Below are 26343 nucleotides of genomic sequence, written 5' to 3'. Positions count from 1 at the left end.
CTCTCCCGACCCCCGCGTCACCTCCCCTGTCGATCGCGGTTGCCCGACCCCTCAACTCGTGGGCAAACGCTCCATCGACCTGGACTCCAGCGCGGCCTCCACATGACCGAGACCCGACCGGATCACCGCGCCGTAGGCATCGTTGGCGAGCACGTCCAGGTGCCCGCGCGCGATGGCCAGCTGCATCCGCGCCATGTCGAAGTCGCCGACGCGGCGGTGACTGTCGGCCAGGTTCAGATACAGCGAGGGCAGGAACCCGCGCAGCCCCTCGTCCAGCGGGATGCCCGGCCCGAACACCGCGGCCAGCGCCCGCTGATCCCAGAGCAGCGCACCCTCCGGCAACTCCTGCACATCCGCCAGGTGATGTGCGATCACGCAGCGATGCAACGGGTCGCCGCCTTCCCCTACCTCGTCCCAGAGCCTGGTCAGCGCCGCGCGCGCCGCATCCGGGTCGCCACCGCCGAGCCGCACCGCGGCATAGATATCCGCCATCCGATCGTCCGCCATGCGGCCAAGTATCGCACATACGTTCGAACATTGGCGAGAGGCGTTCGAACATATTTTCGAGTTTTTCGACAGACCTGGTCCCAGAACTTACTTTGGAGTAAGTTCGAGGGAACGAGCTGCAAAGGAGCAGTGATGTCACAGGTTTCTCCCGGTGCGCAGGGTCGTCGCGGTCGGCGGCGGCGCGATCTGGCCGGCAGTCATGTCGTGATCACGGGCGCATCGTCCGGGATCGGGCGGGCCGCCGCGCTGGCGGTCGCCGACAAGGGCGCCGTCGTCTTCCTCCTCGCCCGCCGCGGTGACGAACTGGGCGCCGTGGTCGCCGAGATCGTCGACGCGGGCGGCCGGGCCCACGGCTATCAGTGCGATGTCACCGACGCCGAGTCCGTCGAGTCGACCGTCGAGGCGATCCTCGATCAGCACGGCCACGTCGACATGCTGGTGAACAACGCGGGCCGCTCCATCCGGCGCGCCATCCACCGCTCCACCGACCGCATGCACGACTTCGAACGCACCATGGCGGTCAACTACTTCGGCGCGCTGCGGATGACCCTGGCCCTGCTGCCCCAGATGCGCGAACGCGGCTTCGGCCACATCGTCAACATCTCCAGCGCCGGTGTGCAGGTCGCCACCCCGCGCTTCTCCGCCTACCTCGCCAGCAAGGCCGCGCTGGACAAGTTCACCGAGGTCGCCGCCGTCGAAACCCTGGCCGACGGCGTCACTTTCACCACCATCCACATGCCGCTGGTGCGCACCCCGATGATCGCCCCGAGCGGCGACCAGGGCCCTTCCGAATCACCGGAGTGGGCCGCCGCCACGATCGTGCGGGCTCTCACCGAGCGCCCCAAGCGCATCGATGTCCCGCTCGGTACCTTCGCCGAATACGGCGCCCTGCTCACCCCCAGGCTCCGCGACCGCATCCTGCACCGCTACTACCGCGCGCTGCCCGACTCCCCCGCCGCCAAGGGCGAATCGGTCGAGACCGCCGCACCGGCCGACGAGCCGACGGCGCCCGATCCCGCGCCGAAACCGAAGTCGCCCGCGCGCAAGGCCACCGGCAGCGCCCTCCGACGCGCCGCGCGGTGGGTACCCGGTACACACTGGTGAGTCGCGCCAAAATTACTGTGTATCAATAGGATTCGATCACGCGTTCGGTTTCGCGGCGGCGCGGGCGGCGTAGCCTGGGATCATGGCGGCGAATCACTCGGGCCCTACGACGGTCGAGACCATCGGCAGCGATTTCTACGACGATCCGCATTCCTACTATCGGCGCTGGCGCGAGCGGGGAATCGCGCATCGGGTCCGGTTCCCGGACAACATCGTGCGCTGGGTGGTGGTCGACTACGCGATCGGGCGGGGGCTGCTGGCGGACTCGCGGCTGCACAAGGGCATCGCGGAACTCGCCGCGACCATGGCGAGCCGGACGGGCACGCTGGTCGACAGCCGGGCCCTGGTGCTCTCGGATCACATGCTCAACACCGACGAGCCCGGCCACACCCGGCTGCGCAAGCTGGTGAACAAGGCCTTCACCACCCGGCAGGTGGCGGTGCTGCGACCGCGCGTCCAGGAGATCACCGACGCGCTGCTCGACGGGTTCGCCGACGCGGACGAGGTGGACCTGATGGCCGCCTTCGCCAATCCGCTGCCGGTGGCGGTGATCTGCGAGCTGCTCGGGGTGCCGTTCGCCGACCGCGACCGCTTCCAGGCCTGGACCCGGCTGCTCGTCGGCGTGCACCGGCTCACCCAGGACGGCGCCGCCGCCGCGATCGCGATGCACACCTATCTCTCGGAACTGGTGCGCGCCAAGCAGGAGCGGCCCGCCGACGACCTGCTCTCCCGGCTGGTCCTGGCCGACGACGACGGCGACCGGCTCACCGACCAGGAACTGGTGGCGATGGCGTTCCTGCTGCTCGTCGCCGGGCACGAGACCACGGTCAACCTGATCGGCAACGGCACCCTCGCGCTGCTGCGGGCGCCCGCGCAGTGGCGGGCGCTGCTCGCCGATCCGGCCGGTGTGCCCGCGGCGATCGAGGAGTTCCTGCGGTTCGACGGCCCGGTGAACATGTCGACCGAGCGGGTGACGGCCGAGCCGATCACGGTGGGCGACATCGAGATTCCCGCGGGGGAGTTCGTCCATGTCGCCCTCGTCGGTGCCAATCGGGACCCGCTGCGTTTCCCCGACCCCGACGAATTGCGGGTCGACGGCGCGGCCGCGGGCCACCTGGCCTTCGGCCACGGCATCCATTTCTGCGTCGGCGCGCCGCTGGCCCGCCTGGAGGCCGAGATCGCCTTCACCACGCTGCTGGCCCGCTTCCCCGGGCTGACCCTGGCCCCCGGCGCGCACGATCCGCGCTATCAGACGAGCACGCTCATCCGCGGGCTGACCGAGCTACCGGTGCGCCTGCACTGACAGTTCTTCCACCGCCACGGTTTCCAGGTAGGTGGCCGGTTTCGGCGCGCCGCCGCAGCTGGCCTGCCGGGGCGGGGCGGGAACCGTGCGGGCGGTGACCCGCCAGCGGCGGCCGTCGCGGTGGGTGACGACGGCGGCGCCCGCGAGGGTGGGGTCGTCGGTGTGGCTCGGCGCGGGCTCGACGACGAGCGCGTCGGCGGGCAGCGCCGGGAACTGTTCGCGGACGGCGACTTCGGCGAGCTGACCGATCGGGTCGTAGCAGCTGCGGCCGCGCAATCCGGTGTGGGAGACGGCGCCGGTGTCGGCGGCGGCGAGCGCGGCCTCGGCGGCGGCGGTGTCGACCCGGCCGTAGGTGAGGCCGGACGGGAGCAGGACGACGGCGGGGGCGAAGCGGTGACCGCCGGTGTGCGAGGCCTCCCAGACGCGGCCGGGATGGGCGGCGGCCATGGTGGCGGCGATCGGGCGGCCGAGCCGGGCGCAGCACTGGTCGCGTTTGCCGTGCGCGCAGACCAGGACCAGCGGATCGTCCACGCGCACACCGATTCCCGGCGGCGGGCCGTCGACCAGGTGCAGGTCGATGTCGAAGAGCTGACGCAGGTCGGTGATCTCGAACCGCTCGCACCAGGAACCCTCGGGCCGCGAGCTGACCAGCAGCACCGTGCGGGTGCCGGTGAACTCGTTGCGGCCGGGGCGGCGGATGAGGGTGGGCCGGACCTTCGCCGCGGTGGTGCGCGCGGCCAGTTCGGCGGTGATCTCCGGGCCGAGCACCTCGTCGCCGATCACGTCGTGGCCCCAGGCGCCGGGATGCTCGACGCACAGCCAGCCGGTGACGTGCGCCGCGGTGCCGAGCAGGGACAGGTCCGTCGCGGCGACCGAGCACGACATGCTCTCGAACGGGTTCATGACGGCTCCTTCCGCGACCGACGTCCGGCCGATCCGGAACAGGCGTCGTTTCACTGTAGAACCGCCCCCGCCCCGCCGGTAAGGGCACCCTGTGTTCGGCGGCTATTCGTAGACGCCCTCGGCGTGCCAGGTGGCGGCGTCGTAGACGAGCAGGACGGCCCTGATCTCGGTGGGTTCGGCGTCGAGCTGGACCTGGGCGCGGGCGGCCGGGCCCGCCTGCTCGGCGGCGGCCCACCAGCGCTCGTCCACCGGCCACGGGCCCGCCCAGCCGAGCAGCGCCCACTGCCTGCGGCCCCAGCGCAGCCGGGCCGGGTCGGCGGTGAACAGGCCGCGGTCGGTGACCTCGACGGCGGTGCCGTCGGCGGCGGTCAGGTGCACGACGGGGCGGTGCAGGAGCAGCAGCGTCGGCGCCGGTTCGGGGAGCCGGCCGGGCCAGGGCTGGGACGGGTCGGCGGCCGGGGTGAGCTCGTCGCCCAGGGCGATCATGGTGATCCGCTCGGCGGGCCCGCGCCCGCCACTGAGCACGCCGACGCGCACCGCCTCGCCACCGAGCAGGCCCTGCACCCGGACCAGCGCACGGCGGGCCCGCTCGGTCTCCTCGCCCTCCCCGCCCCACAGGCCCAGTTGCAGCGCGCCCGCGGCGACCACCTCGACCGGCTCCAGCCGCAGCGTGACGATCGGGGCGGTCGGGCGATCGCGGTGGGTGAGCCAGCCGTCGAGCTGCCAGCGGATGCGGTCGGCGGTGTCGGGCGGGGTGAGCGGGCGCGCGCAACGCCAGATCCGCGAGAGCTCCTCCCCCGCCTCGGTGCGCGCGGTGACGGCCAGCCGGGTGCAGGCGACGCCCGCGGCGGTGAGGGCGGTGTGCAGCCGGGTCGCGAGGGTGCGCCCGGCGAAGGCGGCGGCGTCGACCCGGTCGATCGGCGGATCGCAGTCGAGGTCGACGGCCAGTTCCGGCGGTGGCCGCCGCGCCGAGGGCGGCCGCTCCGGCAGGCCGCGGGCGACGCGGTGGGCCAGCGCCGCGTCGGCGCCGAAGCGGGAGGCGACGTCGGCGGGGGTGAGCCGGGCGAAGTCACCGACGCGGCGCAAGCCCAGGCGGTGCAGCAGGTCGACCAGGTCGGCGCGTTCCGGTGGCGCCAGCGCGGGTTCGGCGGCGAGCTCGGCCACCGGGAGCGGCGCCAGATAGCGGGCACCGGCGCCGACCGGGACGAACGCCGCGCGGCGCGCCGCGAGCACGGCGGTCGACAGGGCGTCGGCGATGCCGATCTGCGCCTCGGCGCCCGCCACCGCCACGGCATCGATGAGCTGGATCGCCGCGGCCTCCTCGGAGCCGAAGAACCTGGTGGCGCCCCGTGCTCCGAGGACGAGGAGTCCCGGGCGGAGCACTTCGACACCGGGCACCGTCGCGTCGACCGCGCCCGCGATCGATTCGAACAGCCGGGCATCCCGGTCCGGATCATCCTGGGCGACAACCAGATCGGGGCAGCGCGACTGCGCCTCCCTGCGGGTCACGCCCTCGCGCACCCCCTCCGCCCTGGCGATCGCCGACGCCGACACCACCCGATTCCCGCGCAGCACCGCCACCGGGCGATCCGCGGGCACCCCGGCCACCGCGGCCGCCGCCACCGCGGGCCAGTCGGGACACAGCAGCGCCAGCACGCGCTCCGCCCGCGTCATCGCAGGCCGGTCACGACACGGCCTCTCGCACGTCGGCCGCCTCGCGGATCTCCGCCTCGCGGGCGAGCCATTCGGTGCGACCGGCCTTGGCGCACAGGTCTATCCGGCCGTGCCGGGGTGGCCCCGCCTTGGCGCTGACGCGCACGTCCAGGCAGACCGAGCGCAGGCGGCCGCGGCCCGCGCCGAGACCGCGGTAGCCGGTGACGCGGGTGTCCAGGCGCAGCGACGGATTGGTCCAGGTGCCGCCGGCGACGACCAGGGTGGCGCCGCGGTTGCGGGCGCGGGCGGCGAGCACCCGGCAGCGGGCGGGCGGGACGGCGACGCCGTCGAGCCCGAGGACGACCAGATCGAGGCCGTCGAGCAGGACGGCGGCCACTTCGCCCGGATCGGGGCCTGGGTCGGCGATCACCGCCAGCCGGGACAGCTGCGCGCCCATCTCGGCGGCGGCCAGCAAACCCAGCCGGGGCAGCCCGACCACCGCGGCGTGGCCACCGCCGCCGGTCACCGCGGCGAGCAGACCGGACAGCAGCGAGTGCGCGCCGGTATAGGCGACCACGGCCCCCTTGGGCAGTCCGCCGTCGGGCAACAGCTCGGCGAGCGGAGCGGGCACCGGCAACAGATCACGGCGTAGTGGCTGCTCACGAGGGATATGAGCGGTGGCGGACTCGCCCCGGCCCGGCACCGCGGCCATCCGCCTGCGCAGTTCGTCGAGCGTGCGCGCCCGGGCCGCCACCTCGGGCGACAACGCATCCGAACCCATCAACACCACCTACTTCCACGATGGACCCGCGAGCGGAGAGCCGCCCAGCGCCGGAACGGCAGCACCGTTTCAGCTATCAATCGTATTCGAATATACGTTCGATCGCGACCAGGGTGACACCCACCCCCGGCCCGTGTCCACAGCGGGGCCCCTTATACCCGCGCGTCGCGATACCGGCCAGTCATCGGCATATTCGACTACCCTCGCACCCGTGACCGAACGTGCTCGTCCCCATATCGGCCCCGACTACCTCGTCGCGGGTCGTTACCGCCTGCAGTCGAAACTGGGCGGCGGTGGCATGGGTGCGGTCTGGCTCGCGACGGACCGGTTGCTGAACCGCGAAGTCGCCATCAAGCAGGTGCTCTCCACGGCCGGATTGAGCGAGGCCGAGGCCGAGCGCATCCGCAGCAGCATCGTGCACGAGGGCCGGGTGGCGGCCAAGCTGTCGCACGAGCACGCGATCGCGGTCTACGACGTGGTGATCGAGGCGGGCGAACCCTGGCTCGTCATGGAGTACTTACCCTCGCGCAGTGTGGCCAAGGCGCTCACGCTGTTCGACACGCTGCCCGCGGTCGAGGTCGCCCAGATCGGCGCGCAGGTGGCCGACGCGCTCGCCGCCGCGCACGCCGCCGGCATCGTGCACCGCGACATCAAGCCGGGCAACATCCTCGTCGCCGATCGCGGTCCCGATCTCGGCAAGGCCAAGCTCAGCGACTTCGGCATCTCCCGCGGCGCGGGCGACACCCACGGCGACGACCCGGAAGGCACCATCACCGGCACCCCCGCCTACCTGCCACCCGAGGTCGCCCGCGGCGCCAGGCCCACCGAGGCCAGCGACGTGTTCTCCCTCGGCGCGACCCTCTACACCGCGCTGGAGGGGCAGCCGCCGTTCGGTTTCGACGACGACGAGAACGATGTCGTCACCCGGGCCGCGATGGGCCGGATCATCCCGCCCAGCCGCAGCGGCATCCTCACCCAGCCGCTGCTGCACATGCTCGAACCGGCACCGCAGCGCCGCCCGACGATGGCCCAGGCGCGCGACGAGATCCTCACCGCCGCCTTCGGTCCCGGTACCGCCGCCTACATCCTCGGCGTGCCGCTGCGCACCGAGGACGGCACCATTCCCTCCTGGGCCGCCCGCAACTCCGCCAGCGGCCTGCGCAGCCCGCATTCCGCCCCGCTGCCGCGCCCGCAGCGCGCCCCGCTGGCCGCGCCCGCCGCGCCGCAGCAGCGCACCGGCAGCTTCGTCGACAACCTGCCCAACGGCGCGCCGCTGGCCATCGGCGCCGGCGTGCTCATCGGGCTGGTCATCCTGATCGCGATCATCATCGCGGTGATGTAGCGCCTCGGGCCGTCGTCGCCGGTGGCCGGTAGGCGGCGAGGAACGCTTCCACGCCCGCGTCGGCGTAGTGATCGAGTTCGGCGTCGCTGAAGCGGGTTTCGTCACCACAGAACATGACCTTGTTGACCGGCACCGACACCACCAGCCAGGTGAAGTGGTTGGCGGCCAGTTCGTGTTCGACGGTCCGCAGCAGGCCCCGCTCGGTCAGCTGGGCGAAGCACGACGCCAACATGGCGTGCACGCGTTCGGGTCCGGCTTCGAAGTACGCCCGCCCCAGCTGGGGAAAGCGGCCCGCCTCGGCGATGACCAGCCGCCGCACCCGGAGCTGCGCGGGCCGGGTCAGCAGATGGACGAACCGGTGCGCCACCATGCGCAGCGTGGTCTCCACGTCGTCGGCGGAGGCGAGTTCGCCGATCGCTTCCCGGAAGACCTGATCGATCCCGCCGAGCCGGTCGAACACGATCTCCTCGAACAGTTTGTCCTTGCTGCCGAAGCGCTTGTAGATCGTCTGCTTCGACGAACCAGCGACCTTGGCGATCTCGTCGGTCTTGGCCCCGAGGTAGCCGTCGCGCAGGAACACCTCCATGGCCGCCTCCATGATCCGGCGGCGCGCCTGTTCGGCGGCGCTGCCCTCCACGAGATCGGGCGCTGTTTCGGTGCGGGGCATCGGGCCTCCCGGATGTCGGATTCGCGGATCTGTTGACACCCCAAAGAGTGTACCGTACTGTTCAGTTCACCCAGAACCGTACTGTACGGTACACCCCAAGGGAGAATCCGATGCGCAAGATCGTTTCCAGCCTGTTCGTCTCCGCCGACGGCGTCGCCGAGGCCCCCGAGACCTGGCACTTCCCCTACTTCGACGACGAGATGGGCGCCGCGATCGGCGCGGGCATGGCCACCTCGGACGCGATGCTGCTCGGTCGCGTCCAGTACGAGGAGTTCGCCGCGCACTGGCCCACCAGCGACGACGAGTTCGCCGGTTTCATGAACAACCAGAAGAAGTACGTCGTCACCACGACGCTGACGGAAGCGACCTGGAACAACACCGAGATCGTCACCGGCGACATCGAGGCCGAGCTGAGGGCGCTCAAGGCCACCGAGGGCGGCGACCTCGCCATCACCGGCAGCCTCACCCTGGTCCAGTCCCTGCTGCGCTCGGGCCTGCTCGATCAGTTGCAGCTGTTCGTCCACCCGGTCGTGCTCGGCAAGGGTGCGCGCTGGTTCGACAAGCTCGACGACCAGGTCGAGCTGAAGCTGGCCTCGGCCGAGGCGTTCGGTTCCGGCGTGCTCAACCAGATCTACGTCCCCGCGAAATAACCGCCCTCACTCGATCCGGCGGCGATGGGCCCAGCGGGTCAGGGCATTGCGATTGGACTGCTGGGTCTTGCGGAGCACGTTGGACGCGTGGGTTTCCACCGTCTTCACCGAGATGAACAGGGTCTCGGCGATCTCGCGGTAGGTGTAGCCGCGGGCCAGCAGGCGCAGCACCTCGAGCTCGCGCGGGGTGAGCGAGTCCAGCTCGGGGTCGAGCGGGGGCTCGGGCACCGGGGAGCGGCCGGTGAACGAATCGAGGACGAAACCGGCCAGCCGCGGGCTGAACACGGCGTCACCGCCGGCGACGCGGCGGATGCCGTCGGCCAGTTCGGCGCCGGAGATCGTCTTGGTGACATACCCGCGCGCGCCGGCCCTGATCACCGCGATCACGTCCTCGGCGGCGTCGGACACGCTCAGCGCCAGGCACACCGGGCCGTCGGCGATCCCGGTGAGCACCGCGACACCGCCGCCGTCGGGCATGTGCACGTCCAGCAGCACCACATCCGGCTTCGCCGCATCGATCCCGGCGACCGCCTCGGCCACCGCGCCCGCCTCGCCGACGACCTCCATATCGGTCTCGCGGCTCAGTTCGGCGCGCACGCCCGACCGGAACACCGCGTGATCGTCGACCAGGAACACCCGAACACTCACTGACAGCTCACTCTCATCCCACCGGCGATCGACTTGTTCTCATCGGTACCACACGACCGTGAATATCGGTTCGGACCGAGGCGGGAGGGCCCGGCGGCAGGGCGCGAAACGCCCGTGGCCGAACAGGATCCGCCGCCCAGGCCTGCGCGGGGCCTCACACCTCGGACGGGTCCGGCGCGTCGGCGGCCGGGTCCGTGGTGCCGGAGTCCGAGCGCGGCATCACGATGCGCACCTCGGTGCCGCGCCCGATGGTCGAGTCGATGACGGCGGTGCCGCCGCGACGCTCGATCCGGGCGCAGATCGATTTCGCGACACCGCGCCGGTCGGCGGGCACGGCGGCGGTGTCGAACCCGGCGCCGCGGTCGCGGACGAAGATGCTCACCTGGTGCGGTTCGGTCTCGGCGAACAGGTCGATCTCCGGGACACCCGCGTGCTTGGCCGCGTTGACCAGCGCCTCCCGGCTCGCGCCGAGCAGGGCGGTGAAGTGTTCCTTGGGCAGGCCGGCGCCGGTGTCGCCGGGGTCCATCGCGACATCGCCGACGGTCACCGGGGTGACCTTCACGCCGTGCTGGTCCTCCACCTCGCCCGCGATGGTGCGCAGCGCGGCGGCCAGGCTGGACTGGGCGGGGGCGGTGTCGTCGAAGAGCCATTTGCGCAGCTCGCGTTCCTGGCTGCGGGCCAGGCGCAGCACCTCCTGCGGGTCCTCGGCCTGCCGCTGGATCAGCGCGAGGGTCTGCAGCACCGAATCGTGCAGGTGCGAGGCGATCTCCTCGCGTTCCTCGTTGCGGATGCGGGCGCCGCGCTCGGCATTGAGCGCGCGGACCATGCGCAGCCACAGCGGCACCGTCAGCAGCCCCGCGCCGACCAGCGTGACCGCGACCGCGATCAACGCCGAGCCGAGCGAACTCAGATCGATCCTGGCCAGCACCACCACGCCGAGCCCGACCACGATCAGCGTCGCCCCGGCCACGATCCGCGACCAGGTGACCACCGACGGTCGCGCGGGTAGCCCGAACAGCGCGCGCGGACCCGGCGCGGCGACGTCGTACTCGCGCCAGACCAGCGCGGCACCGACCGCGACCACCACGATCGGGGCGATCACCTTCGCGGCGGTGCCCTGGAACAACCAGCCAACGGTCACCGCGAGGCCGAGGCCGAGCAGGGCGAGGCCGATCGCCTGTCTGCGCTCGTCGCCGGTCGGTTTGGCCGCGTCGTTGCCGCCCGGGGTGAAGATCCACAGCAGGCCGTAGGCCACCAGGCCCGCACCGACCAGCGCGGACAGCAGCACGAACGCCATCCGCACCTTGAACACGTCGACGCCGAGATGATCGGCCAGACCACCGGCGACACCACCGACCACCCGACCACCCGTCCGGCGGACCAGTCGCGGGGTCTGCGGCAGCGGCGCGCCGACGGGCTCGGGCCCCGGCGTCGGCAGCATGCCCGGCCGGTAACCACGCGGCACCCCGTACCCCGATTGCGTCGGGTACCCGGGGTAGTAGCCGGGCGGGGGCCGATACTGCGGCGGCGGAACGTAGGGGTGCGGGGTGCCGTAGACGGCCTGACCGTTGCCGAGCGCCCGCGCGACGAATCGCTGCGGGCCCTTGGGCTGCCGGTGCCCGCCGGGATTCATCGCGGCGCCGGGGCCGCCGGGGTAGTGGGGTGCGCCGTTCGGCGGCGGTGCGGCGTTCCCCGATGCGACGTTGCTCCCCGGTGCGGCGCCGTACCCGTACGGGGCGGCGGGCCCCGGGGCGGCGGCACGGGTGGGAACAGACGGATCCATGCTTCGATACTGGCACGCGCGAGTGGGTGCCGACATCAGGAAAGTCCCTGATCTCCGCCCCGATGCCGGCGATCAGGCGCCGACCTGGGCCGATGCCGTCCGGTCCGGACAGAAAACACGTCTCACCTGGGCATACGCCCAGCCCTGAAGAACAGGTCGCCGACGCGCTCGCCGCCGGACCGGACAACCGGTCACGGCATCCTCACCAGCGATTATCAGCTCATTCGAGGGTTCACCCCGAGACCCGGCTCAGGCCGGATTCCTACCGTGATGGCAGGCCGGAATTCACGGCCTTCATTGCAGGGGAGGAACATTGAGAATCGTCACCACCATGCTGGGTGCCACGGCCATCGCGTTGAGCACCGTCGGGATCACGCCGACGGCGTCGGCGACACCGATGGCCCCACACGAGACCACCTATCACGGACCCGCGGGCTTCGAGCTGACCCTCGGCCACACCGATCAGTCCTACCGGCAGGTGCCCGCGCTCAACGCCATGCCGACCAACCGCGAGGTGTTCCTCGACAACACCGCGTACGTGACGCCGCCCGCCGGGGCGACCGGCACGCTCGAATCCGGCTATCTCGTCGCCTGCGCGGTCGAGGTGACCCTCTCGGTCGGACTGGACGGCGGGATCTCGGTCGGCGCGGGGGCGAGCATCGGCTTCGGTTCCTCGGGTCCGGACGTCTCGGCCGACATCGGTCCGTCGATCTCGGCGGGGCTCGATCTGAGCCTGTCGCTGGCGCCGGGCGAGATCGAGAAGATCGATGTGGGGAGCATGCCGCTGGGCGCGGGCACCACCTACCTGGTGAACCGCGACTTCCATCTGATGGTCGGCGACTGCGGCGGTCCGCTCAACATCTACTCCTGGGCCACGGTCACCGCGACCACGCCGCAGGTGAGCGCGACCAACTCGGTCTTCGGCGACACCATGTTCCTCTGACCGGATCGGGACCCGGCGCCGCGCCGGGTCCCGATGCACCAAATATCATTCCCCTCGGTCGTTTTCACCGAACGGGGGGTTCTTTGACCATCGACGAGACGGAGTTCTCATCGCCGCGTGCGGTTTTCGCGCGGCGATTCGCCGAACTCTATGCCGCGGCGGGCAATCCGACCTTGCGCCGCGTCGCCACCGCCACCGAACGGCGCATGCGCAACACCCAGTCGGGCACCCCGTCGGCCCAGCGGATCAGCGACTGGAAGGCCGGGCGCAACGTGCCCGCCCGCTTCGAATCGCTGCTGCCGGTGATCCTGACGCTGGTCGAGCTGACCGAGAAGGCCCAGCGTGACCTCCCCCGCCGCCTCGCCGACCCGCACGAATGGCGCCGCCTCTGGCAGGAATCGGTGACCTGGACGGCCACCGCCACCGACGGCGACACCTGCCCCTACCCCGGCCTGCGCGCCTTCCGCGCCGACGAGCGCGCCCTGTTCTTCGGCCGCGAACAGGCCACCACCGAATTCGTCGACCTGGTCCGCGCCGCCACCGGCATCGTCGTGCTGATCGGCGCCTCCGGCGCGGGCAAGTCCTCGCTGCTCGCCGCAGGCCTGCGCCCCGCCCTCGACCTGCCCTCGGCCACCATCACCCCGGGTGCCGCGCCGATGACCGCGCTCGCCGCCGTCGACACCGACGAGCCGCGCGTTCTGGTCGTCGACCAGTTCGAGGAACTGTTCACCCTGTGTCCCGACGAGGCCGAACGCACGGCCTTCCTCACCGCACTCGCCGACCTGACCACCCGTGCCGCCGCCCCGCTCACGGTCGTGCTCGCCCTGCGGGCCGACTTCTACGAACGCTGCCTGCACCACCCCGTGCTGCGGGACAGCCTGCGGCGCAACAACTATCTGCTCGGCCCGATGTCGATGGACGAGGTGTCGCGGGCCATCACCGGGCCCGCGACCGCTGCCGGACTCACCCTCGAGCAGGGCCTGGAAGAGCTGGTTCTCACCGAACTGCGCGGCCTGGGCGCGCACGCCGACACCGACGCCTACGATCCCGGCTCGCTGCCGCTGCTCTCCCACGTGATGGCCGCGACCTGGCAGCAGCGCGAAGGGCGCAAACTCACCGTCGCCGGGTATCGCACAGCGGGCGGGGTGGCCGGCTCGGTCGCCGAGACCGCCGAACTGGCGTGGAGCGAGCTGACCCCGGTCCAGCAGGAGGCCGCCCAGGACCTGCTCGGCGCACTGGTCACCGTCGGGCAGGACGCGCGCGATACCCGCCGCACCGCCGCCCGCGGCGAATTGCTCTCCCGCGGTACCGACCCCGAGGCCACGGCGGAGGCGCTGGAAGTCCTGGCCGCCAGCAGGCTCGTCGCCCTCGACGCCGGCTCGGTCCAGTTCACCCACGAGATCGTCCTCACCGCCTGGCCCCGCCTGCGCGGCTGGATCGCCACCGACCGCGTCGGCCACCTCGTCCGCCAACGCCTGGAAACCGACGCCGCCGAATGGGAGACCACCGACGATCCCGCCCTGCTCTACCGCGGCACCCGCCTCGACAGCGCCACCGAGCATGCCAACGGCACCACCAGCCCTCGCTCCCGCGCCTTCCTCGACGCCGCACGCCGCTCCGCCCGCCTCGGCAAGCGCTGGCGCATCGGCGCCGCCATGGTCGTCGTCGCTCTCCTCGGCACCGGTGTCGTCGCCTGGGACCGTGGCAAGCTCGCCGACCAGCGCACCGCGGACCGGGACTACGCGGAACTGGTCGCCGCGGCGCAGCGGACCAGAGCGAGTGACCCGTCGCTGTCGGCGCAGTTGTCCCTGGCCGCCTACCGGATGCGGCCCGATCCGTCGACCCGCGCGCAGCTGCTGACCACCCAGGAATTGCCGCTGGCCACCTCCGTGCCAGGCCACGCAACCGATATCAACGCACTCGTGGCGCGCTCGAGCGACGGCATGCTCGCCTCACTCGACTACGACGGGAAGGTGCTGCTCTGGGACACCACCGATTCCGCCCGGCCGCGAAAGATCAGCGCGGAATTCGGTGTTCCGATCGACCGGCTGATCTTCGTGCCGCGCAGCACCGACGTGGTCACCGACGGCCCGGCCGGTCTGCAGCTGTGGGATCTGACCGGCCCGGAATCCCCACGGCTCCGGCACAGCCTCGGAACCGAGAAGCGGAACTCGATCGCCGCGGCGCGGGACGGCACGCTACTCGCCGAAGCCGGTGCGAGTTCGTTCACGCTCTGGCGGATCGGCGACCGCGCCGACCCGACGCGCGCCGCCAGGGTCGCCCTGCCCGAGGCGCGCGCACAGGCACACCTCGTCGAGTTCAGCCCGGACGGCACGCTGCTCGCGGTAGGACGGGTCGTCCACGACGCCGGTGTCGCGGACAGCATCCAGCTCTGGGACATCCGCGACCCCCGCACACCCCGCCCGGTCGGATCACCGATATCGACCGCGCCCGATGCCTACCTGAGCGACTTCGCGTTCAGCCCGAACGGCGTCGACCTGGCGGTCGCCGTCTACGGACCGACGGAGACGAACCCGGCGCGAACAGGTCGGGTCGACCTCTGGCGAACAGCGGGTGCCGAGCCACGCCGACTCGGCGCCATCCACACCGACGACAGCACGCTCGGTTCGATCGACTTCAACGATGCCGGAACCGTTCTCGTCACCAGTTCGGCGAACGCGGGGCGGCTGTGGAACATCACCGACCCGGACCACCCGGTGCAGGCGGCGCCGATGCTGTCGACCAGCCCGGGATCGTGCGACCAGGGCCCGGCATCACTGTGCGCCACCGGGCTGCGGTCGCTGACCTTCCTGTCCGGCAAACCAGTGCTGGCCGGGGCGGGCAGGGACGGCGCCCTGACCGTGTGGACGCTGCCGTCGTCGCTGGTGGACGTCTCGCCCGGCTCGCCACTGTCGCCTGTCTTCGACAAAGCCGGGAACCGGATGGTGATCGCGGACCTGGCCGGTGCCATGGCCGTGTGGGATACCACCGATCCCGCGCACCCGATCCGGCTGTCGACCGTTCCCGGCGGGCCGAATCGCTTCGGCCCGGAGCTCAGCCCCGACGGTCGCACGCTGTCGATCCAGGACCAGCCCTCCGGCCACCGACTCGTCTTCGATCTGGCGGATTCCCAGCGGCCGCGGCCACTGGCCGGCTGGCCCACCGGCCACGTCGTCCAATCAGAGGTTCGAGCGGGGCGCATGGTGACCGCGGATTCGCACGAGGTCCGGATATGGGATGTCAGCGATCGGCTGGCACCGGTCCGGGGCGGGACACCGATTCTCCCGACCGAGGGCGCCGACCAGGTGTTCGTCAACGCGCTGTCGGCTGACGGCACGCGCCTCGAGGTGGTCGTCTACGACCAGCAAGTCACCGAGATGCCCTATGCGACCCAAATATGGGACATCGTCGACCCGCACCGCCCGATTCTGAAGGGAACAACCGAACCCGACGGGCAGACCGCCCTGTTCAAACTGTCCGAGCTGCCCGACGACCACACCGCCGTCGTCGCCGGTTCCGATTCCTTCGAGGTGTGGCGAACCGAGACCGAACCCGAACGGCTCACCGCACCGATCCGCACCGAGAGCACCCCGATCATCTCGATGTCGACCGCGTCCGACCACACTTTGGCCATCACGGGCAGCGACCGCACCACCGAGCTGTGGGACATCGGTGATCCCCGGGCCCCGCGTCTCATCAGCGGGCCGATCGGACGGAACGATGTGCGCAATCGCCTCTCCACCCTGCACCCGGACGGCGGCCATCTCGCCGTCGTCACCGACAGCGGCCAGTTCGGGATGTGGGACCTCGTCCCGGAGCGGGTAGCCGACCGGATCTGTGCCGCTACCGGCGACATCCTCACCGAACAGGTCTGGAAACGCCAGCTCCCCAATGTCCCTTACGCCCCACCTTGCTCCTGAACCCGGGCAAACCTCAGGGTTCACCCCGATGTGCGAAAGGGCTGGTCGAGCACACCATGGAGGACATGAGCAGAACGAGCTTCGGTGACCAGATCCAGCAGATGTGGCATACGCGGCCCGTCCGGCTGCCGCGGCAGGGGCCGATCGCCGGCGTCGCGGCCGGGTTCGGGCTGCGGTACGGCGTCGATCCGGTGTTGTTGCGGGTGGCGTTCGTGGTGTCGACGATCTTCGGTGGCGCCGGCATCGTGCTGTACCTGCTCGCGTGGCTGGTGCTGAGTTCCGCGGGGAACGAGGCGTCGGCGGCCGAGGCGCTGACCGATCACGCGCGCGGCACGCATTCGCAGACCAAGACGATCGTGTTGATCGTCGCGCTGGCGATCGCGGTGTCGACCATGGGTCCGGTGGGGCTCGGGATGGGCGGCTCCGGGGTGGTCAGCATGGGGCTGATGCTGGCGGGCTGGTGGATGCTCTACATCCGGCATCCCGAGCTGCCCACCGGTTTCGACACCGTCCGGGCCGAATCACTGGGCACGGCGGGCTATCCCGCCGCGGGGTATCCGACCGGCGTACCGGTCCGCGGCTACCCCTACGTCCCGGACGTGCCGCCGACCGGCATGTACACGCCCTACACGAAACTGCCGGACGCCTACGTCCCCGATCCGGCCGCGACCGTGCCGCCCCGCGCGGAAACCCGCACCGACACGGCCGAGTCCACGCCGCTGCTGCGCGTCGACGCCACCGACACGATCGTCCTGCACAAGGACGTGGCACCGGCGGCCACCGCACCCGAATCGGGCTCGGCGGCCATCGCACCCGAGTCGAGCTCGGCGACGATGAAAGCCGAGGCTCCCGCATCGACCTCGACCGATTCGGCCGACATCGTCGACGCGGTCGTGACGGACGAATCCGCCGCCATCGTGGTCGACACCACCTCGACCACCCAGGCCGACGACGTCACCCCGGCGCCTCCCGCCGACTCGGACACCGCATCGCCCGACCTCGAGGCCGACGCGGACGCACCGCGCGCCACGTCGACCGACCGCGAGGCCGACGCGGACGCACCGCGCGCCACGGCGACCGATCTGATCCCCGTGGACTCGAGCGATCCCACGATGACGATCGATCTCGACAAGCGCGACGGATCGCCCGAGGTGGCGACCCCCGAGCCGATCCAGGACCCCGCCCTCGGCGCGACCGCCGTCCTCAGCAAGGACCTGCCCTCCCCCACACCGGGTTTCCCGCGCACCGGCGCGCAGGTCCCCAGCGGCATCGATCCGCTCGGCATCGCGCCGCTGGCCTGGGAACTGCCCGAGGCGGCGCCGCGCTACGCCGTGCAGGTGCCGCCACCGCCGCCGAAGCGACCGCGGTCGCGGCTCACCCCGATCACCATCGGGCTGGCGATCCTGGCGGCCGCGCTGGCCGGCGCGGCGGCGGCCGCCGGCGTCGAATGGATGACACCGGCGCGGATCGCGGCGTTCGCGCTCGCGGTCGTCGGACTCGGGCTGATCGCGGGCGCGTTCCTGCGGCGCGGCTACGGGCTGCTGGTACTGACCGCGCCGCTGGCCGGGTTCGTGCTGCTGGCCTCGCTGATCGGGCCGATCGACTTCGAGAACAACGGCGCCATCGGCGAACGCGTCTGGGCACCGACCTCGGTGACCGAATTGCAGCCGCGCTACGCCCTCGACATCGGTTCGGGCACGCTGGATCTGCGTGGCCTGAACCTCACCGAGTCACGCAGCGTCGAGGTCGCGGTGAACATCGGCGACGCGAAAGTGCACCTGCCCGAAGGGATGACAGTGAACACGACATGTGACATCCGGGTGGCCGACGCGACCTGCGTCGAAGGCCTGAGTGGGCCGCAGACCCCGGGCGCCCCGGTCCTCGACCTGCACATCAAGATGCACCTGGGTGACGTGGAGGTGACCCGTGGCTGATCCGACCAGCACCGAAACCCGCCGCCGACCGGCGTTCTCCCTGCTCAGCACGGGCCTGATCGCCCTGGCCCTGAGCGTCTGGGCGCTGCTCGGCGCACCGACCCCCGACAACGGCGGCATCCTGCCGATCGGCTGGGGTGTGGTGATCGCGGCGATCGTCATCGGCCTGCTGCTGACGATCTCCCCGCGCCGCAAGCGGCACTGACGAAAGCACACCGACCCGAGACACGACAATGGCCCGTCACCGTGACGGGCCATTGTTGTTGGAGGACAACGGCAATGGACGAATCCCGGGTAGACCGGCAGCCCACTCCGCTGGCGAAGACGCTGCCGCCGACCGCCCACCGGCCGCCCGGCGGCTTCCTGCTCGGCAGACTGCTGCTCACGCAGGTGACGCCGCCACAGCGACCGGCCTAGCGCGTCACTCCCATTCGATGGTGCCCGGCGGCTTGCTCGTCACATCGAGTACCACGCGGTTGACGTCGGCCACCTCGTTGGTGATGCGGGTGGAGATGCGCTCCAGCACGTCATAGGGCAGGCGGGTCCAGTCCGCGGTCATCGCATCCTCGCTCGACACCGGGCGCAGCACGATCGGGTGACCGTAGGTGCGGCCGTCGCCCTGCACACCGACCGAGCGCACGTCGGCCAGCAGCACGACCGGGCACTGCCAGATCTGCTTGTCCAGGCCGGCGGCGGTGAGTTCCTCGCGGGCGATGGCGTCGGCCTGGCGGAGCAGGTCGAGCCGGTCGGCGGTCACCTCGCCGACGATGCGGATCGCCAGGCCGGGACCGGGGAACGGCTGCCGGGCGACGATCTCCTCGGGCAGGCCCAGCTCGCGACCGACCGCGCGGACCTCGTCCTTGAACAGCAGGCGCAGCGGCTCGACCAGGTCGAACTCGAGGTCGTCGGGCAGGCCGCCGACATTGTGGTGGCTCTTGATGTTCGCGGTGCCGGTGCCGCCGCCGGACTCGACGACGTCCGGGTAGAGCGTGCCCTGCACCAGGAACTCGACCTTCGGGGCGGCACCGGCGGCGGCGCCCTCCTCGAGCACGATGCCGGCGACCGCGTCCTCGAAGGAGCGGATGAACTCGCGGCCGATGATCTTGCGCTTCTCCTCGGGATCGGAGACGCCCTTCAGCTCGCCGAGGAACTTGTCGACCGCGTCGACGGTCACCAGCTTGGCGCCGGTCGCGGCGACGAAGTCCTGCTGCACCTGCTCGCGCTCGCCCGCCCGCAGCAGCCCGTGGTCGACGAACACACAGGTGAGGCGGTCACCGATCGCGCGCTGCACCAGCGCGGCGGCGACGGCGGAGTCGACGCCACCGGACAGACCGCAGATGGCGTGGCCGTCACCGATCTGCGCGCGCACGTCCTCGATCAGCGCCTCGGCGATATTGGCCGGGGTCCACTGCGCGGGGATGCCGGCCAGCTCGTGCAGGAAGCGGCTCAGCACCTGCTGGCCGTGCGGCGAGTGCAGCACCTCGGGGTGGTACTGGACACCGGCCAGGCGGCGGGCGCGATCCTCGAACGCGGCGACGGGCGCGCCCGCGGTGGTGCCGGTGACCTCGAAGCCCTCGGGGGCGTCGGTCACGGCGTCACCGTGGCTCATCCACACCGGCTGGATGGTCGGCAGGCCGCCGTGCAGCACACCACCGTCGATGTTGAGCTCGGTGCGGCCGTACTCGCGGGTGCCGGTGTGGGCCACCGTGCCGCCGAGCGCCTGCGCCATCGCCTGGAAGCCGTAGCAGATGCCGAACACCGGCACGTCCAGGTCGAACAGCCGCGCGTCGAGCTGCGGGGCGCCCTCGGCGTACACGCTGGAGGGGCCGCCGGACAGGATGACGGCCAGCGGCCGCTTCTCGGCGATCTCCTCCACCGTCATGGTGTGTGGAATCACCTCGGAGAACACGCGCGACTCGCGCACCCGGCGAGCGATCAGCTGGGCGTACTGTGCGCCGAAGTCGACGACGAGGACCGGTCTCTGAGTTTCTGCCACCGGGACAGTTTAGTGACGGCGCACGACGGCCGAGCAGCGGGCATCGGTGCACGCACACGCGTTGGGAGAACATTGCGCAATACCCGGTCGACCTGGCTATCCTCGTCCTCGTGCCATTCGCCCGCGCGATCGATGCCGACATCTACTACGAGGACAGCGGTGGCACGGGGCCGGTGGTGTTGCTCGCCCACGAATTCTTCATGGACCGCACGATGTTCGCCTCGCAGCAGGCCAGCCTGGCTCCCGAATTCCGGATCGTCGCCTGGGACGCCCGCGGGCACGGCCGCACCAAGGATCAGCGGTTGCCGTTCACGTACTGGACCGCCGCGCGCGACGCGCTGACCGTGCTCGACGACATCGGCGCCGAACGCGCCGTGGTCGGCGGCACCGCGCAAGGGGGCTTCACGGCCTTGCGGACCGCGCTGGTCGCCCCGGAGCGGGTCGCCGCGCTCATCCTCATCAGCACCGAGGCGCACGGGCCGACCAGGGAGCAGTCCACCGCGACCCAGCGCTTCCTCGACGAATGGCACGACAAGGGGTCACGCGCGGAAGCCGCCGACCGCCTCGCCGACTGGCTGATCGGCGACGACGCCTGGCACCGCGACGTCTGGACCAAACGCTGGGTCTGCGACGCGCACCACGGCCTCGACGCCGCCGTCGGCTGCCTGCTCGGGCGCGACTCGGTGCTGGACCGGCTGCGCGAGATCACCTGCCCCGCGCTGATCATCCACGCCACCCACAGCGGCATCGCGGGCGAACGCGCCCGCACGCTGGCCGACGGGCTCACCGCCTCCACCTTCCTGGAGATCGATGGCGCCCGCCTGGCCGTCACGATGACCCACCCGGAACCGGTCAACGCGGCGATCGCGCGGTTCCTGCGCGAGCGGGTCTCGCTGACCCACGTGCGTTAGCGGACGCTGAGCCCGACCTTCTGGAATTCCTTGAGGTCGGAGTAGCCGGCCTTGGCCATCGAGCGGCGCAGGCCACCGACCAGGTTCAGCGAGCCGAACGGGTCGTCGGAGGGGCCGTAGAGGACGCGCTCGAGGTTCGGGCGGGTCACCGTGCCGTCGGCGCCGTCCAGCCAGGACTCGTCGACCGGCAGGAACGAACCGCGCGGCACCGAGGGGTGCGCGGTCGCCGAGGGCCAGTACCAGCCGCGTCCGGGCGCCTCGGCCGACACCGACAGCGGCACACCGAGCATCACGGCGTCGGCGCCACAGGCGATGGCCTTGGCGAGCTGGCCGGAGGTGGCGACGTCACCGTCGGCGATGACGTGCACGTAGCGGCCGCCGGTCTCGTCGAGGTAGTCGCGGCGGGCCGCGGCGGCGTCGGCGATCGCGGTCGCCATCGGCACGCCGATGCCGAGCACCTCACCGGTGGTGGTGGCGCCCGGGTAGGAGCCGTAGCCGACGATGACGCCCGCGGCGCCGGTGCGCATCAGGTGCAGCGCGGTGCGGTGGTCGCTCACGCCACCGGCGACGACCGGCACGTCCAGCTCGGCGATGAAGGTCTTCAGGTTCAGCGGCTCACCGTCGCCGACGTGTTCGGCGGAGATGATGGTGCCCTGCACCACCAGCAGGTCGACCCCGGCCTGCACCAGCGCCGGGGTCAGCGCCCGCGCGTTCTGCGGGCTGACCCGCACCGCGGTGGTCACGCCCGCCGCGCGCACCTGCGCGACCGCGGCCGCCAGCAGGTCGGGCTGCATGGGCGCGGCGTGTAATTCCTGCAGCAGGGAGATCGCGCGTTCGTAACCCCCCTTGTCGACGAGATCGATCAGCTGATCGATCTTGTCCTGGACGTCGGCGTGCCGGGCCCACAGGCCCTCGCCGTTGATCACGCCGAGGCCGCCGAGGCGGCCCAGCTCGATCGCGAACTCCGGGGAGACCAGCGCGTCGGTGGGATGCGAGAGCACCGGGATCTCGAACCGGTAGGCGTCGAGCTGCCAGGCCAGCGAGACCTGCTTGGACGACCGGGTCCGCCGCGAGGGGACGATGTCCACGTCGTCGAGCTCGTAGGTCCGCCGAGCGACCCTGCCCATTCCGATTTCCACCATGTCGCGCACAGTTGCTCCCTGTGTTCGGGCGCGCGTGTGCGCGCGTTGTCGCGGTCAGGACGACCGCATGGCTGTGCGCCGGGAGCGTACCTCCCGGCGCACAAACGCATCTATTGTACTCAGCCGCGCCCGGTGTAGTTCGGGGCCTCGACGGTCATGGTGATGTCGTGCGGGTGGCTCTCCTTGAGGCCCGCCGCGGTGATCTGCACGAACTGCGCGTTCTGCAGGTGCTCGATGTTCTGCGAGCCCGTGTAGCCCATGGCCGCGCGCAGGCCGCCGACGAGCTGGTGGATCACCTGGTTGACCGGGCCGCGGAACGGCACGCGCCCCTCGATGCCCTCGGGGACCAGCTTGTCCTCGGCGAGCACGTCGTCCTGGAAGTAGCGGTCCTTGGAGTACGACTTGGCCTGGCCGCGGCCCTGCATGGCGCCGAGCGAGCCCATGCCGCGGTAGCTCTTGAACTGCTTGCCGTTGACCAGGATCAGGTCGCCGGGGGCCTCCGCGGTGCCGGCGAGCAGCGAGCCGAGCATCACGGTGGAGGCGCCTGCCGCGATGGCCTTGGCGACGTCACCGGAGTACTGCACGCCGCCGTCGGCGATCACCGGAACACCGGCGGCCTTGCACGCGGCCACGGCCTCGAGGATCGCGGTGATCTGCGGCGCGCCGACACCGGCGACCACGCGGGTGGTGCAGATGGAGCCGGGGCCGACACCCACCTTCACCGCGTCCACGCCGGCCTCGACGAGCGCGGCGGCACCGGCCCTGGTCGCGACGTTGCCGCCGACGATCTGGATGCGGTCGCCCACCTCGGCCTTGACCTTGGCGACCATCTGCAGCACCTGCGACTGGTGGCCGTGCGCGGTGTCGACGATCAGCACGTCGACCCCGGCGTCGGCCAGCGTCATCGCGCGCGACCAGGAGTCCTCGCCGACGCCGATCGCGGCGCCGACCAGCAGGCGGCCGTCGCGGTCCTTGGTGGCGTTGGGGTACTGATCGGTCTTGACGAAGTCCTTGACCGTGATCAGACCGCGCAGGCGGCCGTTGCCGTCGACGATCGGCAGCTTCTCGATCTTGTGGCGGCGCAGCAGGCCAAGCGCGGCCTCGGCGGTGACGCCCTCCTGGGCGGTGATCAGCGGCGCCTTGGTCATCACCTCGTCGACGCGCCGGTCCTGATCGACCTCGAAGCGCATGTCCCGGTTGGTGATGATGCCAACCAGCGCGCCGGTCTCGTCCACCACGGGCAGGCCCGAGATGCGGAACCGGGCGCACATGGCGTCGACCTCGGCGAGGGTGTCGGTGGGACGACAGGTGACCGGGTCGGTCACCATGCCCGCCTCCGAGCGCTTCACCGTCTCCACCTGAGCGGCCTGATCGGCGGCCGACAGGTTGCGGTGCAGCACGCCCATACCGCCGGCCCGCGCCATCGCGATGGCCATGCGAGCCTCGGTGACGGTGTCCATGGCCGAACTCACCAGCGGGGTGCGCAGGGTGATCTCCCTGGTGAGCCTGCTGGAGGTCTCGACGGAACTGGGGATGAGATCCGAGGCGGCGGGCAGCAACAGCACGTCGTCGAACGTGAGGCCGAGCATGGCGATCTTGGTCGGATCGTCGCCACCCGTAGGAGGGCGCACCGCGATTCGTTCGCCCGACACGGGATTACTCATTCGGATCGACCCCTCCTGGTCGTCGGTAGCAACCGACGCCGAAGATGCAGCGCGACGGTGCTGAGCGGAAATGATTGATGGTCGGTGAGAACAAGCTCGCCGACGCCTGCATTCCATGGTATCCGGCGGGCGAACACGCCTGTGAAGTGAGCCCCGCGGCAAACTTGCCCGGTGCATCGCTGGCGCAGACCACCAAGTACTGCGTACCGTGGGGATGTGCGTGACCATCTACCACCTGGCCTGCCGCCGGATCCCTTCGCCGGAGACCCCTCCGACCCGTCTGCCGCGCTCGATGCGATCGAGCCCGGTGAGCCGCTGGATCCTCATGAGCGCCTCGCGGTCGAGGAAGATCTCGCCGACCTCGCCGTCTACGAAGCCCTGCTGGCCCATCGCGGCATCCGCGGGCTCGTCGTCAGCTGCGAGGATTGTCGGCAAGATCACTACCACGACTGGGACATGCTGCGGGCGAACCTGCTCCAGCTACTCGTCGACGGCACCGTCCGTCCGCACGAGCCCGCCTACGACCCGACGCCCGAGGCGTACGTCACCTGGGACTACTGCCGCGGCTACGCGGATGCCTCGATGAACGAGGCGTTCCACGGCGACGGATTCGACGGCTTCGACAACTGAGCCGCCCGCGCGGCGTCGCTCCCCCGCTCCGGTCACGCGTGCGCGGGGGACGATGCCGCACGGCATCCGCGAACACAACGACGAAGGCCCCGAACCTCAGGTTCGGGGCCTTTGTCGTTGAATGGGACGATCAGGATGACGGCACGGCGGGCGGTGCGGGCAGGATCGTCAAGGCGGGTGGCGTCTGCAGGGTCGGCGGCACCGTCGGCGGCGCGGGTGCCGACGTCGGAACCACCGTCGGCACGGTGACCGGCGGCGGCACGGCGATGGTCGTCTGCGGCGTCGTCGGGTCGACCGTCACCGGGGGCGGCGTGGTCGGCACCGTGGTCACCGGCGGCACCGTGGGTTCGGTGGGCTCGGTGGTGACCGGCGGAACGACCGGCTTGGTCTCCGAACCGGGACCCGGCGTCTGCATGATCTCCGGCGGCTCGGACGACGGATCGGTGGTCCCACCGGGACCGGTCGGCGCCACCGGAGCGGTGCTGCCCGGGTTGGTCGACGGCGAGGCGGGCGACGGCGAGGTCGGCTTGGTCTGTCCGGGCGAGGTGGGCGCCACCGGTGCCAGCTGGGCGGCGATCTCCGGTGCGCGCTTGGCCAGCTCGTCACGCAGCAGGTTCCAGCGGGCGACCAGATCCTCCCGCTTGCCCTGGTCGTTGACCTGGCTCGCGGTGGCCGAAGCCTGTTCCAGCCGGGCCCGCGCCTGCTCCGGATTACCGGATTCGAGCAGGTTCTGCGCGGCGACCAGATCGTCGTCGGCACGTGCCACGACGGTCGACTGCGCCTGTTCGCTGAACACGACCTCCTTGACACGCCACAGCGGATCGCCGGGTGCCGCGCTGTAGGAGAACGCTGTGATACCGCCGAAGACCACGGCCAGTGCCGCGGCCGCGCCGAGAAGGGGGCGTACCAGCCGTAGACGTCCGCGCGAGGAAGCTCCGACTCGAACCTGCCGCGCGCCGATCTCCTGGTTGACCGCCGCGAACACGGTGTCCAGATCAGGACCCGCGGGCATCGGCTCGGCCAGCAGGTCAGCTCGCCAATCCGCGAGCAACGACGCCAGCTGGAACTCCTCGGGGCTGTCGGTACGCACCGGGCCGTCGCTCGCGATCGCGTCGATCAGCGCATCGTCGCTGCGCACCGCCGCAATGTCGACCGGACCGGAATCACCGGCATCCTCGGCGGCGTAGGGACCGCTGTCGTGCGACCCACGCCAAACCTTCCGGTCGCCTCGACCGCGCTCGCCATCCCTAGCCATACATTTCACCTGCCCTCGCCACTTGTGACTTCAGTTTCGCGAGTGCCCTGTGCTGGGCTACTCGTATCGCCCCCGCCGTGCTGCCCACGGCGACTGCGGTTTCTTCTGCTGACAGACCCATGACCAAGCGCAGGATCAGGATTTCCCGATGTTTCTCGGGGAGCGTGGCCAGCAGAGTGTTCATCTGCCTGCTCGTCTCCGAGTCGAGAGCTCGCTGCTCCGGTCCCTGGTCGGTGGATATGACATCTGGTACTTCGGCCATCGCCTCCGCCTTGTTACGGGCGGCGTTGCGATGGGCGTCGGCGACCTTGTGCGAAGCGATTCCGTAAACGAAGGCCATGAAGGGCCGACCCTGATCCTGATAGCGGGGCAGGGCGGTCATCACAGCCAAACAGACCTCTTGCGCAACATCATCCGCGGAGAGCTGCCCGCGCTCCGCGGCACCGATCCTGGCCCGGCAGTAGCGGACTACCAGCGGTCGGATCAGTTCCAGTACCTGAGCTAAAGCAGTCCTGTCGCCCTGCGCAGCCGCAGCGACGGCGAGGTCCAACTCTTCGCCCATATGCGTCATCGTCAGAGATTTTCCTGGCGTTACGAGTGGCGCGGT

General features: G+C 71.1%; 23 protein-coding genes. 11 read left to right on the top strand and 12 right to left on the bottom strand.

Annotated elements, in window-relative coordinates; genetic code table 11:
• Window positions 1-51 precede the first annotated feature (51 nt).
• A complete protein-coding gene (locus AB0H54_RS18800) occupies window positions 52-507 on the bottom strand; it encodes a hypothetical protein (RefSeq protein WP_357346577.1) in 456 nt (151 codons plus the stop codon).
• A 132-nt stretch (window positions 508-639) separates the two neighbouring features.
• On the opposite strand from AB0H54_RS18800, the gene AB0H54_RS18795 reads away from it, so the two are divergent.
• Both AB0H54_RS18795 and AB0H54_RS18790 read left to right on the top strand, forming a co-directional pair.
• Window positions 640-1611, top strand: coding sequence for an SDR family NAD(P)-dependent oxidoreductase (locus AB0H54_RS18795; RefSeq protein WP_357346576.1), 972 nt, complete (start codon window positions 640-642; stop codon window positions 1609-1611).
• Window positions 1612-1693: 82 nt separating this feature from the next.
• Complete coding sequence (locus tag AB0H54_RS18790) at window positions 1694-2914, top strand: cytochrome P450 (protein ID WP_357346575.1); 1221 nt, start codon at window positions 1694-1696, stop codon at window positions 2912-2914.
• On the opposite strand, the gene AB0H54_RS18785 is transcribed toward AB0H54_RS18790, so the two are convergent.
• From AB0H54_RS18785 to AB0H54_RS18775, 3 genes are all read right to left on the bottom strand, one after another.
• On the bottom strand, window positions 2894-3817 hold the full coding sequence (locus AB0H54_RS18785; RefSeq protein ID WP_357346574.1) for a sucrase ferredoxin: 924 nt from the start codon (window positions 3815-3817) through the stop codon (window positions 2894-2896). The two genes, AB0H54_RS18790 and AB0H54_RS18785, sit on opposite strands and share 21 nt — an antisense overlap.
• Before the next feature lie 102 nt (window positions 3818-3919).
• Window positions 3920-5491 carry a DNA polymerase Y family protein gene (locus tag AB0H54_RS18780; RefSeq protein WP_357346573.1) on the bottom strand — a complete coding sequence of 524 codons (1572 nt, stop codon included), beginning with the start codon at window positions 5489-5491 and terminating at the stop codon, window positions 3920-3922.
• A gap of 10 nt (window positions 5492-5501) precedes the next feature.
• Window positions 5502-6251 carry a hypothetical protein gene (locus tag AB0H54_RS18775; RefSeq protein WP_357346572.1) on the bottom strand — a complete coding sequence of 250 codons (750 nt, stop codon included), beginning with the start codon at window positions 6249-6251 and terminating at the stop codon, window positions 5502-5504.
• A 211-nt stretch (window positions 6252-6462) separates the two neighbouring features.
• Here AB0H54_RS18775 and AB0H54_RS18770 point away from each other — a divergent pair, with 211 nt between their 5' ends.
• A complete protein-coding gene (locus AB0H54_RS18770) occupies window positions 6463-7593 on the top strand; it encodes a serine/threonine-protein kinase (RefSeq protein WP_355271512.1) in 1131 nt (376 codons plus the stop codon).
• On the opposite strand, the gene AB0H54_RS18765 is transcribed toward AB0H54_RS18770, so the two are convergent.
• Window positions 7577-8260 carry a TetR/AcrR family transcriptional regulator gene (locus AB0H54_RS18765; protein WP_357346571.1) on the bottom strand — a complete coding sequence of 228 codons (684 nt, stop codon included), beginning with the start codon at window positions 8258-8260 and terminating at the stop codon, window positions 7577-7579. The genes AB0H54_RS18770 and AB0H54_RS18765 overlap by 17 nt on opposite strands.
• A gap of 110 nt (window positions 8261-8370) precedes the next feature.
• On the opposite strand from AB0H54_RS18765, the gene AB0H54_RS18760 reads away from it, so the two are divergent.
• Window positions 8371-8910, top strand: a complete 540-nt coding sequence (locus tag AB0H54_RS18760) for a dihydrofolate reductase family protein (RefSeq protein WP_357346570.1) — start codon at window positions 8371-8373, stop codon at window positions 8908-8910.
• Window positions 8911-8916: 6 nt separating this feature from the next.
• Here the strand turns inward: AB0H54_RS18760 and AB0H54_RS18755 are convergent, their stop codons facing one another.
• Together AB0H54_RS18755 and AB0H54_RS18750 are read right to left on the bottom strand one after the other, a co-directional pair.
• Window positions 8917-9564 carry a response regulator transcription factor gene (locus AB0H54_RS18755; protein WP_218717351.1) on the bottom strand — a complete coding sequence of 216 codons (648 nt, stop codon included), beginning with the start codon at window positions 9562-9564 and terminating at the stop codon, window positions 8917-8919.
• A 148-nt stretch (window positions 9565-9712) separates the two neighbouring features.
• Entirely contained in the window at window positions 9713-10999 is a 1287-nt protein-coding gene (locus tag AB0H54_RS18750) for a PspC domain-containing protein (protein WP_357346617.1), read from the bottom strand.
• Window positions 11000-11654: 655 nt separating this feature from the next.
• Between AB0H54_RS18750 and AB0H54_RS18745 the strand changes: the two genes are divergently transcribed.
• The 5 genes from AB0H54_RS18745 to AB0H54_RS18725 all read left to right on the top strand — a co-directional run bounded on the left by AB0H54_RS18745 (window position 11655) and on the right by AB0H54_RS18725 (window position 18555).
• Complete coding sequence (locus AB0H54_RS18745; protein ID WP_357346569.1) at window positions 11655-12284, top strand: MspA family porin; 630 nt, start codon at window positions 11655-11657, stop codon at window positions 12282-12284.
• An 83-nt stretch (window positions 12285-12367) separates the two neighbouring features.
• On the top strand, window positions 12368-16204 hold the full coding sequence (locus AB0H54_RS18740; protein WP_357346568.1) for an NACHT and WD repeat domain-containing protein: 3837 nt from the start codon (window positions 12368-12370) through the stop codon (window positions 16202-16204).
• A 65-nt stretch (window positions 16205-16269) separates the two neighbouring features.
• On the top strand, window positions 16270-18138 hold the full coding sequence (locus tag AB0H54_RS18735; protein WP_357346567.1) for a PspC domain-containing protein: 1869 nt from the start codon (window positions 16270-16272) through the stop codon (window positions 18136-18138).
• Window positions 18131-18343 carry a hypothetical protein gene (locus tag AB0H54_RS18730; protein ID WP_357346566.1) on the top strand — a complete coding sequence of 71 codons (213 nt, stop codon included), beginning with the start codon at window positions 18131-18133 and terminating at the stop codon, window positions 18341-18343. Before AB0H54_RS18735 ends, AB0H54_RS18730 begins: the two co-directional genes overlap by 8 nt.
• 74 nt (window positions 18344-18417) lie before the next feature.
• A complete protein-coding gene (locus AB0H54_RS18725; protein WP_357346565.1) occupies window positions 18418-18555 on the top strand; it encodes a hypothetical protein in 138 nt (45 codons plus the stop codon).
• A 4-nt stretch (window positions 18556-18559) separates the two neighbouring features.
• Here the strand turns inward: AB0H54_RS18725 and guaA are convergent, their stop codons facing one another.
• The gene (gene guaA / locus AB0H54_RS18720) at window positions 18560-20134 is read right to left on the bottom strand and encodes a glutamine-hydrolyzing GMP synthase (RefSeq protein ID WP_357346564.1); all 1575 of its coding nucleotides are present in this window, start codon (window positions 20132-20134) and stop codon (window positions 18560-18562) included.
• Window positions 20135-20244: 110 nt separating this feature from the next.
• Between guaA and AB0H54_RS18715 the strand changes: the two genes are divergently transcribed.
• Window positions 20245-21045, top strand: coding sequence for an alpha/beta hydrolase (locus tag AB0H54_RS18715; RefSeq protein WP_357346563.1), 801 nt, complete (start codon window positions 20245-20247; stop codon window positions 21043-21045).
• Here AB0H54_RS18715 and AB0H54_RS18710 read toward each other — a convergent pair.
• Window positions 21042-22196: a GuaB3 family IMP dehydrogenase-related protein gene (locus AB0H54_RS18710; protein ID WP_355271494.1), complete on the bottom strand. Its 1155-nt coding sequence runs from the start codon at window positions 22194-22196 to the stop codon at window positions 21042-21044. The two genes, AB0H54_RS18715 and AB0H54_RS18710, sit on opposite strands and share 4 nt — an antisense overlap.
• Window positions 22197-22306: 110 nt before the next feature.
• Window positions 22307-23851, bottom strand: a complete 1545-nt coding sequence (gene guaB, locus AB0H54_RS18705) for an IMP dehydrogenase (protein ID WP_357346562.1) — start codon at window positions 23849-23851, stop codon at window positions 22307-22309.
• A gap of 216 nt (window positions 23852-24067) precedes the next feature.
• Here guaB and AB0H54_RS18700 point away from each other — a divergent pair, with 216 nt between their 5' ends.
• A complete protein-coding gene (locus AB0H54_RS18700) occupies window positions 24068-24481 on the top strand; it encodes a DUF5319 domain-containing protein (RefSeq protein ID WP_022567296.1) in 414 nt (137 codons plus the stop codon).
• Window positions 24482-24611: 130 nt separating this feature from the next.
• On the opposite strand, the gene AB0H54_RS18695 is transcribed toward AB0H54_RS18700, so the two are convergent.
• Window positions 24612-25619 (bottom strand): anti-sigma-D factor RsdA, encoded by a 1008-nt coding sequence (locus AB0H54_RS18695; RefSeq protein ID WP_357346561.1) that lies wholly within the window; start codon window positions 25617-25619, stop codon window positions 24612-24614.
• 109 nt (window positions 25620-25728) lie between these two features.
• The gene (locus AB0H54_RS18690; protein ID WP_110037079.1) at window positions 25729-26307 is read right to left on the bottom strand and encodes a sigma-70 family RNA polymerase sigma factor; all 579 of its coding nucleotides are present in this window, start codon (window positions 26305-26307) and stop codon (window positions 25729-25731) included.
• Window positions 26308-26343 lie beyond the last annotated feature (36 nt).

This window comes from Nocardia sp. NPDC050718 (assembly GCF_040654235.1).
Taxonomy (GTDB): domain Bacteria; phylum Actinomycetota; class Actinomycetes; order Mycobacteriales; family Mycobacteriaceae; genus Nocardia.
This window is presented reverse-complemented; position numbering and strand designations above follow the sequence as displayed.

What these genes read in the sequence shown, in the direction of transcription:
- AB0H54_RS18790 (WP_357346575.1), top strand. Translation starts at nt 1,694, where the DNA reads ATGGCGGCGAATCACTCGGGCCCTACGACGGTCGAGACCATCGGCAGC.
- AB0H54_RS18690 (WP_110037079.1), bottom strand. Translation starts at nt 26,307, where the DNA reads ATGACGCATATGGGCGAAGAGTTGGACCTCGCCGTCGCTGCGGCTGCG.
- AB0H54_RS18735 (WP_357346567.1), top strand. Translation starts at nt 16,270, where the DNA reads ATGAGCAGAACGAGCTTCGGTGACCAGATCCAGCAGATGTGGCATACG.
- AB0H54_RS18760 (WP_357346570.1), top strand. Translation starts at nt 8,371, where the DNA reads ATGCGCAAGATCGTTTCCAGCCTGTTCGTCTCCGCCGACGGCGTCGCC.
- AB0H54_RS18795 (WP_357346576.1), top strand. Translation starts at nt 640, where the DNA reads ATGTCACAGGTTTCTCCCGGTGCGCAGGGTCGTCGCGGTCGGCGGCGG.
- AB0H54_RS18725 (WP_357346565.1), top strand. Translation starts at nt 18,418, where the DNA reads ATGGACGAATCCCGGGTAGACCGGCAGCCCACTCCGCTGGCGAAGACG.
- AB0H54_RS18750 (WP_357346617.1), bottom strand. Translation starts at nt 10,999, where the DNA reads ATGCTGCCGACGCCGGGGCCCGAGCCCGTCGGCGCGCCGCTGCCGCAG.
- AB0H54_RS18775 (WP_357346572.1), bottom strand. Translation starts at nt 6,251, where the DNA reads ATGGGTTCGGATGCGTTGTCGCCCGAGGTGGCGGCCCGGGCGCGCACG.
- AB0H54_RS18785 (WP_357346574.1), bottom strand. Translation starts at nt 3,817, where the DNA reads ATGAACCCGTTCGAGAGCATGTCGTGCTCGGTCGCCGCGACGGACCTG.
- AB0H54_RS18780 (WP_357346573.1), bottom strand. Translation starts at nt 5,491, where the DNA reads ATGACGCGGGCGGAGCGCGTGCTGGCGCTGCTGTGTCCCGACTGGCCC.
- AB0H54_RS18765 (WP_357346571.1), bottom strand. Translation starts at nt 8,260, where the DNA reads ATGCCCCGCACCGAAACAGCGCCCGATCTCGTGGAGGGCAGCGCCGCC.
- guaB (WP_357346562.1), bottom strand. Translation starts at nt 23,851, where the DNA reads ATGAGTAATCCCGTGTCGGGCGAACGAATCGCGGTGCGCCCTCCTACG.
- AB0H54_RS18800 (WP_357346577.1), bottom strand. Translation starts at nt 507, where the DNA reads ATGGCGGACGATCGGATGGCGGATATCTATGCCGCGGTGCGGCTCGGC.